This window comes from Pseudomonas sp. LBUM1645 (assembly GCF_059716185.1).
On the sequence record NZ_CP166811.1, the window covers coordinates 2514514 to 2528997 of the forward strand.

Annotated in this window: 14 protein-coding genes; 8 read left to right on the forward strand and 6 right to left on the reverse strand. The window is 61.9% G+C overall.

The window, feature by feature from the left end:
• Positions 1-35: 35 nt before the first annotated feature.
• A complete protein-coding gene (locus ACA079_RS11175) occupies positions 36-1634 on the reverse strand; it encodes a winged helix-turn-helix domain-containing protein (protein ID WP_497704307.1) in 1599 nt (532 codons plus the stop codon).
• A gap of 243 nt (positions 1635-1877) precedes the next feature.
• On the opposite strand from ACA079_RS11175, the gene ACA079_RS11180 reads away from it, so the two are divergent.
• From ACA079_RS11180 to ACA079_RS11195, 4 genes are all read left to right on the forward strand, one after another.
• Positions 1878-2630: an SDR family oxidoreductase gene (locus tag ACA079_RS11180; protein ID WP_497703501.1), complete on the forward strand. Its 753-nt coding sequence runs from the start codon at positions 1878-1880 to the stop codon at positions 2628-2630.
• A gap of 42 nt (positions 2631-2672) precedes the next feature.
• Positions 2673-3086: a cupin domain-containing protein gene (locus ACA079_RS11185; protein ID WP_497703502.1), complete on the forward strand. Its 414-nt coding sequence runs from the start codon at positions 2673-2675 to the stop codon at positions 3084-3086.
• A 92-nt stretch (positions 3087-3178) separates the two neighbouring features.
• A complete protein-coding gene (locus tag ACA079_RS11190) occupies positions 3179-4276 on the forward strand; it encodes an HlyD family secretion protein (protein WP_497703503.1) in 1098 nt (365 codons plus the stop codon).
• Positions 4273-5868 (forward strand): MFS transporter, encoded by a 1596-nt coding sequence (locus ACA079_RS11195; RefSeq protein ID WP_497703504.1) that lies wholly within the window; start codon positions 4273-4275, stop codon positions 5866-5868. Before ACA079_RS11190 ends, ACA079_RS11195 begins: the two co-directional genes overlap by 4 nt.
• Before the next feature lie 8 nt (positions 5869-5876).
• Here the strand turns inward: ACA079_RS11195 and ACA079_RS11200 are convergent, their stop codons facing one another.
• Entirely contained in the window at positions 5877-6731 is an 855-nt protein-coding gene (locus ACA079_RS11200) for a LysR substrate-binding domain-containing protein (protein ID WP_497703505.1), read from the reverse strand.
• A 134-nt stretch (positions 6732-6865) separates the two neighbouring features.
• Here ACA079_RS11200 and ACA079_RS11205 point away from each other — a divergent pair, with 134 nt between their 5' ends.
• The 4 genes from ACA079_RS11205 to ACA079_RS11220 are packed head-to-tail and all read left to right on the forward strand — an operon-like array spanning position 6866 to position 11090.
• On the forward strand, positions 6866-7918 hold the full coding sequence (locus ACA079_RS11205; RefSeq protein ID WP_497703506.1) for an agmatine deiminase family protein: 1053 nt from the start codon (positions 6866-6868) through the stop codon (positions 7916-7918).
• A 4-nt stretch (positions 7919-7922) separates the two neighbouring features.
• Complete coding sequence (gene aguB / locus ACA079_RS11210) at positions 7923-8831, forward strand: N-carbamoylputrescine amidase (protein WP_497703507.1); 909 nt, start codon at positions 7923-7925, stop codon at positions 8829-8831.
• A 1-nt stretch (position 8832) separates the two neighbouring features.
• Positions 8833-9936: an extracellular solute-binding protein gene (locus ACA079_RS11215; protein WP_497703508.1), complete on the forward strand. Its 1104-nt coding sequence runs from the start codon at positions 8833-8835 to the stop codon at positions 9934-9936.
• Between the two features lie 29 nt (positions 9937-9965).
• Complete coding sequence (locus ACA079_RS11220) at positions 9966-11090, forward strand: agmatine deiminase family protein (RefSeq protein WP_497703509.1); 1125 nt, start codon at positions 9966-9968, stop codon at positions 11088-11090.
• 38 nt (positions 11091-11128) lie between these two features.
• On the opposite strand, the gene phnE is transcribed toward ACA079_RS11220, so the two are convergent.
• Genes phnE through ACA079_RS11240 form a run of 4 tightly spaced genes read right to left on the reverse strand, consistent with a single transcriptional unit; the run spans position 11129 to position 14359 of the window.
• Positions 11129-11896 (reverse strand): phosphonate ABC transporter, permease protein PhnE, encoded by a 768-nt coding sequence (gene phnE, locus ACA079_RS11225; RefSeq protein WP_497703510.1) that lies wholly within the window; start codon positions 11894-11896, stop codon positions 11129-11131.
• A complete protein-coding gene (locus tag ACA079_RS11230; RefSeq protein WP_497703511.1) occupies positions 11893-12720 on the reverse strand; it encodes a PhnE/PtxC family ABC transporter permease in 828 nt (275 codons plus the stop codon). Before ACA079_RS11230 ends, phnE begins: the two co-directional genes overlap by 4 nt.
• Entirely contained in the window at positions 12714-13511 is a 798-nt protein-coding gene (locus ACA079_RS11235; RefSeq protein ID WP_497703512.1) for a phosphonate ABC transporter ATP-binding protein, read from the reverse strand. Before ACA079_RS11235 ends, ACA079_RS11230 begins: the two co-directional genes overlap by 7 nt.
• Positions 13508-14359, reverse strand: coding sequence for a putative selenate ABC transporter substrate-binding protein (locus ACA079_RS11240; protein ID WP_223430458.1), 852 nt, complete (start codon positions 14357-14359; stop codon positions 13508-13510). Before ACA079_RS11240 ends, ACA079_RS11235 begins: the two co-directional genes overlap by 4 nt.
• Between the last annotated feature and the right edge of the window lie 125 nt (positions 14360-14484).

Genomic DNA, 14484 nt, shown 5'->3' on the forward strand with positions numbered 1-14484 from the left:
ACCAGCCGGATTTTAACGCTGTAATCGGGCCGCGGTCACTCGGGCAACCCGGCCAGCCGCAGTCCATCTGCGAACTGCGCGAGATCCTCGGGCCGTTGGATGGGCAGCCAGTCCTTCAGGTTGGAGACGCGCAACGATGGTTCCAGCTCGTGCAGGCGCTGTATCGCCTGCTTCGCTTTGTCCATTTGCCCGGTGAGCGCATGACTGGCCGCCATCAGGGCAACCGAGGGCAGGAGGGTGGGCAGGTTCCCCAGCGACTTCTCCGCCCAGGCCGAAGCGGCGTCGAAGCGTCCGGCGAAGAAATACGCGAGCGCCATTCCCACCTGCATCCGGAACATTTCCGGATCCAGCGGACTCAAGCGAACGGCATGGCTCAAATGCTCGATCGCTTCGTCTGTTTCACCGCGCAGTGCGCGCAGGATACCGCCCAGGTACCAGGCAGGGGCGAGGTTGGGATTGAGCAGGCGTGCCCTGTCGAGCAGGGCAATGCCGCCATCGACATCGCCAGCGAGATGGGCAAGCGCATGTCCGCCTCGCGTCAGCGCCACCGCATCATCCCGGCCGAGTGTCACCGCCAGCCGCGCAAGCCGTACGCCTTCGGCGATCTCTCGAGTCCGATCGCTCATCCAGCCATTCAACTTGCGCCAGAAGTGACACCAGGCCGCCATGCCATAGGCCGATGCAAATTCCGGATCGAGCTCGATGGCCTTGTAGAACAACGGCAGCGCCTCGTCGATGGCTTCCCGGGTGCCGCTGTGCAGTTTTGCCATGCCGCGCAGGTAGTAGTCGTAAGCGTCCAGGCTTTCCGTCGGTTTGCGCTTGGCGCGTTCGATTTCCGCCCGTTCCAGCTGCGGCGAGATGGCGCCGACGACGCTTTCGGCGATTTGATCCTGCAGCTCGAAGATGTCGTCGAGCAGGCCTTCAAAGCGCTCCGCCCAGATATGCGTCCCGGTTGTTGCGTCGATGAGCTGCCCGGTGATGCGTACCTTGTTTCCGGACTTGCGCACACTGCCTTCCAGCACATAGCGCACGCCGAGCTCCTGGCCGATGCCCTTGATGTCCACCGCACGGCCCTTGTAGGTGAAGCTCGAATTGCGGGCGATGACGAACAGCCAGCGGATACGCGACAGGGCGGCAATGATGTCCTCGACCATGCCGTCGGCGAAATACTCCTGCTCCGGGTCGCCGCTCAGGTTGTGGAAGGGCAGGACGGTAATGGAGGGTTTGTCCGGGAGGACGAGCGAGGAGGGAGGTGTTTGCTTCGGGTCCACGGGCGCAATTTCGCCGATGCCAGGCCCGTCAGGCTGTCGTGCTCCGTCGATCTCGCCGACCTTGATCTCGCCTACGAAGCGGTAGCCCTTGCGAGCGACCGTGCGCACCAGCCGCTGTTCCTCGCCGGTATCGCCAATGGCCTTGCGCACCGCATTGATGTGGCTGGTGATCGTCGATTCCGAGACGATCCGGCCATTCCACACCGCCTTGAGCAGGTCGTCCTTGCTGACGACGCGATCGCGGTTGTTGACGAGCTGCAGCAGTAGATCGAAGGCCTGTGGCCCGACGGCCACGACTTGCCCGCGCAAGGTCAGTTCCCGGCGTTCCTGATCGAGTACGTAGTCTTCAAACACGAATGGCAAGGTGCGGATCCCCTGGTCGAGCGCCCTCGACTCCGTGTCCGAGCTGGCGATTGGTACGTGGTGCCGATAATACGGCAGCACGTAACCCTCTGCACCGTCCAGCAAGCGGCTTCTTTGGACGAAAAACCAAGCTTGCCTGAAGGCAAACTCAAGGCGGGCACAAGGACTCCCCTCACGCGTGCAGGCACTCTCTTTCTACATCGACAGCAATGGTTGCCGTCGAGAAGCTTACGGAGAGAACCCATGAAGATCGTCGTCATCGGAGGCACCGGCCTCATTGGATCGAAACTTGTGCAGAACCTCCGCGAGCGCGGCCATGACGTGCTCGCCGCCGCGCCCAGTACGGGCGTGAACAGCATCACCCGCGAGGGCCTGGCCCAAGCGATGGATGGCGCCGATATCGTCGTCGACGTGGCGAACGCGCCGTCGTGGGAAGACCAGGCCGTCCTCGATTTCTTCGAAACGTCGAGTCGTAACCTGCTGGCTGCGGAAGCGGCCGCCGGTGTTCGTCATCACGTTGCCCTGTCGGTCGTCGGTAGCGAACGTCTTCCCGAGAACGGCTATTTCCGGGCCAAGGTCGCGCAGGAAAACCTCATCAAGGCATCCGGCATGCCTTACACGATTCTGCGTGCTACGCAGTTCTTCGAGTTTGTCGGCGGCATCGCGCAGTCGGCCACCGTCGGCGAGGAGATTCACCTGTCGCCTGCGCTGATCCAGCCGATGGCGTCCGACGACGTGGTGACGGCGCTCGCCGATGTCACGCTCGAATCGCCGGTCAACGGTACGGTCGAAGTCGCTGGTCCCGAGGCCATGCCGCTCGACGAACTGGTCAGGCGCTTTCTGCGGGCCACGCGAGACACGCGCAAGGTCGTGCCGGATGTGCACGCGCGCTACTTCGGCGATGTGCTCGACGATCAATCGCTGACCCCCGGCAAGAACCCGCGCCTGGGCGCGATCCGCTTCGAAGACTGGCTCGCTCAGTCGACGGCCAGGTAACGATTCGCGCCATCACCTCACCACCCATGAAGGAGCAATGTCATGGTTACTCGATTCGTATTAGCCGCTGCTTTCGCAATGCTCTCGATCAGCGCCGTGTCGGCCGCTGAGCCGCCCGCCGGCAAGGTGACGGTCGTGTTTGACCGTCCCATCCCCAACATCCCTGGCAAGAGCATGAAGGGCGTAGTCGTCGAGTATGGGCCGGGCGCCGCGTCGCCGGCCCACACCCATCCGAAAACGGCCTTCATTTATGCAACGGTGCTGGAGGGCTCGTTTCGCATCAAAATCAAAGGGAAGCCGGAAAAGATCTACAACGTCGGCGAAAACTTCGTAGAGGAGCCGGGCTCCGTGCACGAAGTCAGCGCCAACGCCAGCGACACCCAACCCGCACGCCTGTTGGCCGTGTTCGTCCTCGACACCGATGAAAAGACACTCGTTACACCTATCAAAAAGTGAGCCGATCACGCGCTCATGAATGCTCGACAGCTCGGCGGCAGACCACTGCCGCCCGTGGCTGTAGTCCCAGGCATTGAACAGGAAAAGACAACATGAACTCGCTTCAGGACAAGGCCGCCATTGCCACCGGCGCAAGCGCCGAGAGCCCTGTCGTGGTGGCACGGCAAAGCAAGAGAAAGAATATCGGCATCCTGCTGTGCATCGGTGCCGTGGTGGTCTTGGCTGGCGGATGGGCCCTGGCGCTTTCGAGCGGTGCGACCTCCACCGATAACGCTTATGTGCGCGGCGACGTCACCTCGCTCGCCGCAAAGGTTGCCGGCTATGTCACTGCGGTCGAGGTCGAGGACAACCAAACCGTCCGGGCCGGTGACGTCCTGTTCCGTATCGATGATCGGGACTATCGCGCACGGCTGGCGCAAGCCGTGGCCAATGTCAGCGCTGCCCAGGCTCGCCTGACCCATGTCGATGCAGAAACCCAGCTACAGCGTGCCCTGATTCGACAGGCCGAAGCCCAGAGACGCTCGGGCGTGGCCGAGATGAATCTGGCGAACAAAACCCATGATCGCAGCCGCAAACTGATTCTCAGCAACGCGGTCAGCCAAGCCCTCGTCGATGAAAGCGATGCGGCACGATTGAGAGCCGAGGCGACGGTGTCCGGTGCTTCCGCAACGGTCGAGGCGCAACAGCAACGCATCGCCGTCCTCGTGGCGCAGCGCGAAGCTGCCGTGGCTGCGGTGACGCAGGCGCAGGCCGCACGCGATCTCGCCCAGATCGATCTCGACAGCACCGTGGTACGCGCGCCGGTTGATGGCGTGGTCGGTAACCGTCAGGTTCGCATCGGCCGCTTTGTTACGACGGGCGTTGCCTTGCTCGATATCGTGCCGGTCAACGACGTATGGGTTGTGGCGAATTTCAAGGAAACCCAGCTCGAACAAATCAGCCCCGGTCAGCGCGTGCGAGTCACGGTCGACGGCTACCCCAGCGGGGCACTTGAAGGCGTGGTCGACAGCTTTGCACCGGGTAGCGGGTCGGCGTTCAGCTTGCTCCCCACCGACAACGCGACGGGCAACTTTGTGCGTGTCGTGCAGCGCGTTCCGGTGAAGATCCGGCTTGTCCACAACCCGTTGCCGGGCCGCATCGTGCCGGGCCTGTCCGCCCGTGTCGAAGTGGCGCACGGGGAGGGATCATGAACGCGGATGCCAGCGCGATGCGGAGCAACACCAGCGTTACGACCGGTGTCTTGCTCATGGTGGGCATCGTGCTTGCCACGCTGACGGAAGCGATCGCCAGCACCGTTCTGTCGCTCGGACGCGGCGACATCATCGGCGACACCTATGCAACGCCTGATGAGTTCGCCTGGCTGGATGTCGGCTACATCGCGCTCAAGCTGATCGGGTTCATGACCGCGCCTTGGCTGCTGACGCGTTTTAATCCGCGTCATGTGATCATCGGCTCAACCCTGGTCATGGGCATGGCATGCGGCATTGCCGCCATTACGGCTCGGCTGGACCTGCTGATCGCGCTCCGAATTATTCAGGGCTTCGCTGGCGGCACCTTGCTGGTCGGGGGGCAGGCGATCATATTTCGCGCCTTTGCGCGATCTCTCCAACCCATCCTGCAAGCCCTGTTTGCCATGGGCGCCGTTGTCGCGTCCGCAACGCTCGCCCCGGCCCTTCAAGGGTGGTTGATCGATAGCCAATCCTGGACATGGATTTTCTTCAGCGTTGTTCCGGTGGCCCTGGCGGCGACCGGATTTCTGCTGATCGTAGACGGTCCGATGCCAGCCAAGTCCCGGCACCGTCCGTTTGACTGGGTCGGCTTCGCGCTGATCTCTGCCACGTTGTTCTGCTTCACTTACGTTCTCAGCCAGGGCAGCCGATGGGACTGGTTCGAAGAGCCTCGCATCGTCTGGCTGAGCGTGATCGGCACAGCCGCGCTGCTGGCATTTCTCGGCCAACAAGTGTTGGCCAAAGGCCAAGGTCTGTTCGACTTCACTCTGTTCAAATCGAGCGATTTTTCCTTCGCCTTTATCGTCAGTTTTGTCGCCGGCGCTGCCTTGTTCGGCAGCGCGTTTTTGATCCCGGCGTTCGCCCTGTCGGTCCTCGCATTCACGCCTACCGATGCCGGCCTGCTCCTGTTACCCAGTGGCGGGTTTTTTATCGGCGGACTTCTTATCTCTGCTTATCTCATGCAGGTCCGCCGCGTACCGCCGGTCGCCACCGTGCCCTTTGGAATCCTGATGATCATGATTGCGATGTGGATGCTGTCCGGTTCGACCAGCGAAAGCGGCGCGGACGACATGATGGCAGCCATCCTGTTGCGTGGTCTGGGCCTTGGCTTCCTGTTTCTATCGATCACGCTGATCGCATTCAGCGACCTCAACAGCCGCAACCTCGCCTGCGGAATAGGCCTCTTCAATACGGGGCGCCAGTTGGGTGGTCTGATGGGCGTCGCAGGACTCCAGACACTGATCGACCATAACGTCTTCGCCAATGCCGTGGTCCTCGGCGCCAATGTCACGCCGGGAGGGGCCGCGGTCATCGAACGGCTGACGACCACGACAGCCATGCTGTCCGTGAAAGGGATGGATGCAGCGGCCGCTGGCCGGGCAGCGGTGAGCCTCTTGGGCCGGGTCGTGTCAGGTCAGGCCACGGTGATTGCCTTCGACACCGCGTTCATCGCTGTCGCCCTGCTTTTTGTAGTCGCCGCCCCCATGCTGGTTGGCATCAAGATCGGACTCTCGAAATACGCGAAAGCACGCGCTGCGCGAACCGTAGCGTGAGGTTTCACTCAGTCCAGGTTACCCAGCAGCCACTCACTGAAGCTTCGCGCCAGCGCGTTGTTCTCACTGTCACGATGGGTCAGCATGGCCCAGTTCGGGCCGCGAATGGTTTGCTCCACCAAGGGTTGCAACAATCCTTGGGTACGCGCCTGCCGACTCAATAACTGGCTGACCAGGGCGATACCGAGCCCCGCGCATGCGGCGTCCAGCAGCAGGCCGGGATCGGAGAAATTCAGCCCCTGATCTTTCTGGCCGACATCGATGCCAGCCTCCACCGCCCAGTGACTCCAATCCATTTCCCGCTCGCCATGAAGGGTGGTGCGCTGTTCCTGTGGCAACGCCAACAGGTTCGGGTGACACGCCGGATAGAGGCGGTCAGCGTGCAGCACCGTGAAGCTGCACTCGGCTTGGGAACTGATGTCATCGCGCACTGCGAGGTCGATGGTCTGGGTGGTCATGTCCGGGACGTCATCGGTACTGAAAATCCACAGATCAACGTCCGGATGCTCGCGGCGAAAATCCCCCAAGCGTGGCAGCAGCCAGTGACGGGCGAATGCCGGGGTGGTGTTGAGCACCAGTTGGTTGGGTTTCTGGTATTGCCCAAGGCGGCGAATGCCGACGGCCAGTTGTTGCAGCAACGCCTGGGTGGTGCTGAGCAGGTCGTGACCGGCATCGGTCAGGCTGACGCTGCGTCCACTGCGAAAGAACAAGGGTTGTTCAAGGTACGCCTCAAGGCTGCGGATCTGCTGGCTGATCGCCGATTGGGTGAGGTGCAACTCGGCGGCCGCCTTGTGGAAACTGCCCAGTCGGGCGGCGGCTTCAAAGCCGCGAAGGGTGCTGAGTGGCGGCCAGTGCTTGAGCATATTGATAAGTTCCTCTAATCATTTGTCTGCAAAATCCATCGTTTGTTTGCCCGATTTTACGGCCGTAGCATGCATGCCAGGAACACCCAAGCAATTCTCATTGAACACAATGACTTAACTTAAAGGTACTTGTCATGCAGCAGAATCAAATTCAAAACAGCGGTTGGATGATGCCGGCCGAGTGGGTCAGGCACGCCGCCACCTGGATGGTCTGGCCGCACAACACAGCACTCTGGGAGTCCGGTTGGGGCGTGACATTGCCTCTGGTGCAAGAGGACTTCGCTCGCGTGGCCAACGCCATCGCCCGTTTCGAACCGGTGAAACTGGTCGTCGACCCTTCTGCTATCGCCAGCGCCAAGGCGTTATGTGGGCCGAACATCGAATTGATCGAACTGGCGGTGAACGACAGCTGGTGCCGGGACTCCGGTCCGAGTTTCGTCTGCCATCCGCAACACGGCCTGGCCGGGGTGAGCTGGCGCTTCAACGCGTGGGGCGGCAAGTCGGCCCATGATCTGGACGAAAGCCTGGCTCGTCGCGCACTCAATCACTTGGGCATGGAGTGCTTTGGTACCGCGCTGAGCAATGAAGGCGGGGCCATCCATGTGGACGGCGAGGGCACGCTGATCACCACCGAATCGGTATTGCTCAACCCCAATCGCAACCCGGGCATGAACAAGGCGGAGATGGAGGAAATCTTCACGCGTCTGCTGGGCGTGAAGAAGACAATCTGGCTGCCTGGCGATCCGGATTACGTGACCGGTGACGTGACCGATGGCCATGTCGATGGCGTGTGCGCGTTCGCTCGCCCTGGCGTGTTGCTGGTGGACGCCACCCACGACCAGCACTCGGTGTATGCAGAAGTGGCCCGGGAAAACCGTCGTGCCCTGGAGCTGGCCACCGATGCCCAAGGCCGACGGTTCGAGCTGATCGAACTGTATGAAGCCAGCGATGCCGTGGACACCGAAGCTGAAGTTTTCTGTGCCTCCTACACCAATTTCTACATCGCCAACGACGCCATCATCATGCCGGCCTACGGCATTGATGCCGACAACGTGGCGGCCGAAGTGTTGGCTCAGGCGTTCCCTGGGCGCGAAGTGGTGCCGGTGCGGATCAATCACCTGGCCCATGGCGGTGGCGGTGTGCATTGCATCACCCAGCAGCAACCCGCCTGGCCGGTGGAGGGCTGATGCCATGACGCTTCTGACCATCGCCACCACCCAGATGCCCTGCACCTGGGACCTGCAACACAACCTCGATCAGGCCGAGCAATTGGTGCGCGAGGCCGCGGCCAAAGGCGCCCAGGTCATCCTGTTGCAAGAGCTGTTTGCCACGCCGTATTTCTGCATCGAGCAAAGCCACAAGCACCTGGCGCTGGCCGAAGAATATCGATACAGCCCTGTGCTCAAGCGCTTTGCCGCATTGGCCAAAGAGTTGGGCGTGGTGCTGCCGCTGAGCTGGTTCGAGAAGGCCGGTAATGCCTACTTCAATTCGTTGAGTGTGGCCGATGCCGATGGGCGCTTGCTGGGCGTGTATCGCAAGACCCACATTCCCAACGCCATCGGCTATCAGGAGAAGGAATACTTCAGCCCCGGCGATACCGGTTTTCGTGTCTGGGACACGGCGTTCGGGCGCCTAGGTGTGGGGATCTGTTGGGATCAGTGGTTCCCCGAGACCGCGCGCTGCCTGGCATTGATGGGCGCGGAAGTCTTGCTGTTTCCCACCGCCATCGGTTCCGAGCCAGGCTGCGCGACGCTGGATTCCCGTGACCACTGGCAGATGACCATGCGCGGCCACGCCGCCGCCAACCTGCTGCCGGTGGTGGCCGCCAACCGCATCGGTCGCGAGGTGGCTACCACCGATCCTGCCCTGCAAATGAGCTTCTACGGCTCGTCCTTTATCTGCAATCACAAGGGCAAGTTGCTCGCCGAGGCCGACCGCGACAGCACCGGCGTGCTCGTGCACAGCCTGGACCTGGCGGTCATGGCCGAAGAGCGCTTGAGCTGGGGCATTTACCGCGATCGCCGTCCGGACATGTACGGCGCGCTGTTGACTCAGGACGGTCGCCACACCCATGCACGCTGGAAGACTCAAGAGGTTTGATATGCATACGATCAAAAAGCTGTTGAGCGGCGCCTTGGGCCTGGCGCTGGGCTGTGCCTTGCCGGCGCTGCACGCGGAAGAGAAAACCCTCAGGCTGTACAACTGGGCCGACTATTTTGCCGAGGACACGCTGGCCAAATTCACCGCCGAAACCGGGATCAACGTGATCTACGACGTCATGGATGGCAGTGAGACGCTGGAAGCCAAAATGCTCGCCGGCGGCAGCGGTTATGACCTGATCTTCCCGGGTGACACCGTCGCCGAACGCTTGATGCGCGCCGGCAGCCTGCAACCGCTGGACACGTCAAAGCTCACTGCCCTGGATGACATCGAGCCCGGTTTGCAGAAGTTGCGCAGGGAGTATGAGCATTCGGGCCAGGCCACCGTACCTTACACGTGGGGCACCATCGGCCTGACCTACAACGCCGAGCAGATTAAACAGCGCATGCCAGATGCGCCGGTGAATAGCCTGGACATGCTGTTCAAGCCGGAACTGGCCGCCAAGTTTGCGGACTGCGGTATCTCCCTGATCGACTCGCCGGACGAAGTGCTGGCGGTAGCGCTCAACTACCTCGGCCGGGACCCCCGCAGTGCCAAGCCTGAAGACCTGACCGCAGCGAGCGAGCTGCTGATGAAAATGCGCCCCTACATTCGCAAATTCCAGTCGCAACCGGTGAGCGATCTGGTCAACGGCAACCTGTGTGTGTCGCTCGGTTACAGCGGGGATATGACTCAGGCGCAACGGGCTGCAGATGCCGCAGGCAAGAAAACTACGTTCCAGTATCACGTTCCGCGCGAAGGTACCACGGTATGGATGGACACCATGGCGATCCCCGTCGACGCCAAGCATCCAGAATACGCCTATGCGTTCATCAACTTCGTCATGCGCCCGGAGAACATGGCAGCCATCAGTAATTTCACCGGCTACCCAACCTCCAGCGCCAAGGCGCGGCCGAGCGTCGATGCGACGATGCGCAACAATCCGGACATCTACCTCGACGAGGCCACGTACGCACGGCTGATTGCGGGCAAGGACATTCCCCAGTCCGATATGCGGGCGCGCATGCGCACCTGGACCAAGTTCAAGACGGCCACCGCGAAGTGACTTCAGACCAACATTCCAGGGATCAACACATGTCGACGCGTCGTGAGTTCATCAAGCAAGTATCGGTAGTCACCGGTTTGGGCGTGGCAGCGTCTATCGGGCTTGGCCTGACGCCCCTGCACGCGCAAGCGGCCACCCCGGGCAGTTGGCGTATGCCGGATGAGGGCGACAAGCATCAGCGGGCCTTCATCGCCTTTGGTGCACAGGAAGCGATCTGGGAGGATTTCACCCCCGACGTACAAGCAGCCATTGGCCTGATCGCTCGCACCCTCGCGCGATATGAACCGATGACCGTGTTCTGTCGTGAGCGTGAACGGGAGCTGGCCGAAGAACACTGCGGCACGGCTAACATCACCTACGTCACCACCGAACTCGACGACATCTGGATGCGCGATATCGGCGCCAACTTTGTCATCGATGGGGACGGCGGGCTCGGCGCCGTGGATTTCAACTTCAACGGCTGGGGCAACAAACAGCAGCATGGCGAGGATGCGCAACTGGCCGCTCTGGTTGCGAGCACCGTGGAAGCCCGACATATGCGCAGTGAGTTGGTGGGCGAGGGCGGTGGTATCGAAGTGGATGGTCACGGCACGGGGATCATGACCGAAAGCAGCTGGATCAACGCCAACCGCAACCCCGATTGGAGCAAGGCCGAGATCGAGCAAGAGCTTAAAGCGCGCTTGGGCTTGCGCAAGATCATTTGGCTGCCGGGGATCAAAGGTAAGGACATCACGGATGCCCACGTCGATTTCTACGCCCGTTTCGTCAAGCCAGGCGTTGTGATCGCCAACCTCGACAACGACCCTCAGTCATACGATTACAGCGTCACGCGTGCTCATTTGGACATTCTTAAAAATGCCACGGATGCCGATGGCCGCAAGCTGCAGGTGCATACCGTGTCACCACCGCTCAACCCACGAAAGAGCAGGTTCAGCCGCAACAACCCGGACTTTGCGGCAGGTTACATCAACTACTTCGTGATCAACGGGGCGGTCATTGCGCCCGAGTTTGGTGACAGGGCGGCAGACTCCAAAGCCTTTGATTTGCTGTCCGAACTCTACCCGGACCGTGAAGTGGTACAGCTCAACATCGACGCGATCTCTGCCGGTGGCGGCGGTATCCACTGTGTGACCAGTCACCAACCGTTGGCGTAGTCTGGATCAACGCTTTGCCATCCGGTTCTGCGAAGCCGTCAGGCCTTGACCCAGCGTTGACGGCTCCAACTGCTCAATGTGTCGACGGCAAATACCAGCAACAGCATCGCCAGAATGACCGTGCTGGCTTGAGCTTCCTGGAACAGGCTGAGGCTGACATAGAGCATTTGCCCCAAACCACCGGCGCCAACGAAGCCGAGCACACTGGCCATGCGGATATTGTTTTCCCAGCGGTACAGGATGTAGGCCAGTAGTTGTGGCAACAGGTTGGGCAGTGATCCGTAACAGAACGCCCAAACGGCATTGCTGCCCTGCAGGCGGATGGCTTCGGCCGGTTCGGGTGGGGTGTTTTCCAGCGCTTCGGCGAACAGCCGGCCGAGCACGCCGGTGGTGTGCAGGGCCAAGGCCAGAGTGCCGGCATTGGGGCCGAGCCCGGCGGCCAGGACCATTAGCGCAGCCCACACCAGTTCCGGAACCGCGCGCAAAGCGTTGAGCACCAGACGCGACGCGCTCTGCAAAGGCCAGCCGAAGCGCCCGGCTGCGGGCAATGCCAACAGCAGGCCAAATACCGCCGCGAGCAGAGTGCCAAGGGCGGACATGGCGATGGTTTCCAAAGCGCCGTGGCCGATGGCTTGCAGGTGGCCTGCACTCAGGTCCGGGCTGAGAAAACGTTGTGCATAGGCGCCCATTTGCTTCAGGTTGCCGCTGCCACCGAGCTCGCCAAGGTCGATGCCCAAGTAGATGAACGAGGCGACCACCGCGGCGCCGATACACAGGAGCAGCACCAGGTTGATCAGGCGATTCATGCCAGCCTCCAGCGCAGCAGTCGGCTGAGTTGATCGGCAAACAGCACCAGCGCGAGAAACGTCAGTAACAAACTGGCCACTTCACCGCCGGCGAACATGCGCAACGACAGGTCCATCTGCTGGCCCAGACCGCCGGCACCGACGAAGCCCATCACCACCGAGGCGCGGATTGCGCATTCCCAGCGGTACACCGTGTACGACAGCAGCTCCGCAGCGACATTGGGCAGGATCCCGTAGAAAAAGGCTGCGAGCCGGCCGCTGCCAGCCTGCAATAGCGCGTGGGCCGGGCGCTGATCGACCGACTCGAAAATTTCCGCGTAGACCTTGCCCAACATGCCGCTGTAGGTAATGGCGATGGCCAGCACCCCGGCCGTCGGGCCGAGGCCGACGGCGCGCACGAACAAAAGTGCCCAGACGATTTCCGGCACGCTGCGCAGGAAGATCAGCAAACCGCGTATTGGCCAACGCAGCAGTTGGCCCCAATAACCCGGGTGGCCGGCACGGGAGGCGGCAGACAGCGACAGAGCCCGACTGGCCAGCAGGCTGGCGGGGACGGCCAGCAGCAACGCCAGGGCCATGCCGGCCGTGGCGATGGCCAGGGTCTGCAGAGTGGCTTGCACTAACAGCTCAATGAATTCCTCGCCATGGGCCGGTGGCCAGAAGGCTGAGACAAATCGGCCCATCTCGCTCTGACTGTCACTCGCCACCAGCACACTGAGGTCCAATTCGCTGAAGCGGATGCCCGGCCACAGCAAGGCAAGGGCCAGCAAGGTGAGTAGCAGGCGGGGCCGGGTGGCCGGATCTCGGGTATCACGGGTCAGCATCGGGGAATCTGCACACTCAAGGGCGCCGGAGTAATCGGTGGAGATTGCAGTTGTTCGTTGGCGTAGAGCTTGTCGAGCAACTCACGGTCGACTTCGCTGGCCGCAAGGTCGAACAGGATCTGTCCGTCACGCAAGCCGATGATGCGCGAAAAGTGCGCCAGGGCCAGCTCCACCGCATGCAGGCTGGCAACCAGGGTGACGTTGTGCTGTCGGGCATGGCGGCAGAGCACCGACAGCGTGTGCTCGGCCAACACCGGATCCATGGCCGATACCGGCTCATCGGCCAGCAACACCTCGGGCGCTTGATACAACACGCGGGCAACGCCCACGCGTTGCAGCTGTCCGCCGGACAGTTGCTGACATTGCGCGAACAACTTGTCGCCGAGGTCCAGCCTGGCCAATGCCGCGCGTGCGCCCGGAATATCCACCGGATGCAGCAAGTTCAGCAGGCTCTTGCCCAGACCCCACTGACCCAGCTTTCCAGCCAGAACCGCGGTGACCACGCGCTGGCGCGGTGGCAGCGGGGGCGCTTGATGGATCAGGCCGATGCGTGCGCGCAGACGCTGACGCTGACGGGCAGACAGCTGCCAGGCGCGCTCGCCGAGCACCTGCAGCTCGCCGTTGTCCGGTCGCAGGGCGGTGGCCAGCAGGTTGAGCAGGCTCGACTTGCCCGCGCCGGACGGACCGATGATCGCGACTTGTTCGCTGCCACCAATGTGCAGGTCCACCCCACGCAACGCCTGGACGCCGTTGGCATGGGTAAGGCTGACCTGGGTCAGATGCAACGTCATTTGAGCAATTCGGCGGCGCGTGCGGCTTCCTCGATGCCCTTGTAATTCTCAGGTTTGGTTTCGATGAAGCGGCTGGCAGCCTGCAGATCCAGAATCTCCTTGTCCTTCGGGTTCGCCGGATCGAGCGCCAGAAAGGCTGCCTTAATCTTGGCCGCCAGCGCCGGGTCGAGGGTCCCGCGCACCGTCCAGTTGTAGTCGTAGTAGGCCGGGGTGGTCGCAAACACTCTGACCTTGGTGGTGTCGACCTTGCCGGCGGCGACCAGTTTTTCCCACACGCTGGCGTTCAGTACCCCGGCGTCCACCTTGCCGGCCTGGACCCAGGCGACAGTGGCGTCATGCGCGCCGGAATAGCCCACGCGACTGAAGTAGGTTTCCGGCTTGATGCCGTCCTTGAGCATGAAATAGCGCGGCATGAGACTGCCTGACGTGGAGGACACCGAGCCGAAGGCGAAGGTCTTGCCCTTGAGATCGGCGAGGGATTTGACGGCCGGGTCGGCGGTGATGAATTTGCTGGTGAACTGGGCGTCCTGTTCGCGCTGTACCAGCGGAATGGCATTGCCGGTTTTCAGGCGGGCCTGCACGAACGTGAAGCCGCCCAGCCAGGCCATATCGATCCGGTCAGTGGCCAGCGCCTCGACCACGGCCGGATAGTCGCTCACGGGTACAAACTCGACCTTCATGCCCAATTGTTGTTCCAGGTAGGTGCCCAGCGGCTTGAACTTGCGCAGCAGTTCGGTCGGGGCTTCGTCGGGAATCGCGCTGACTTTCAGGGTGTCGGCGGCCTGCGCCAACAGGGTGCAAAAAGACAGGGTCAAGCCGACAGCCAATGCCAGGGTACGGTTGAGCATGAAAGTTCTCCGGTGCATTAAGGCAAAAATGTCGATACGCCAAGCGCAAGCTGGTTGCTGCATGGCGCTTTGTGAGGGTAGACGAAATGGAGCGAAATTGACCGCTTTTGGCCGCCATGTTTCAT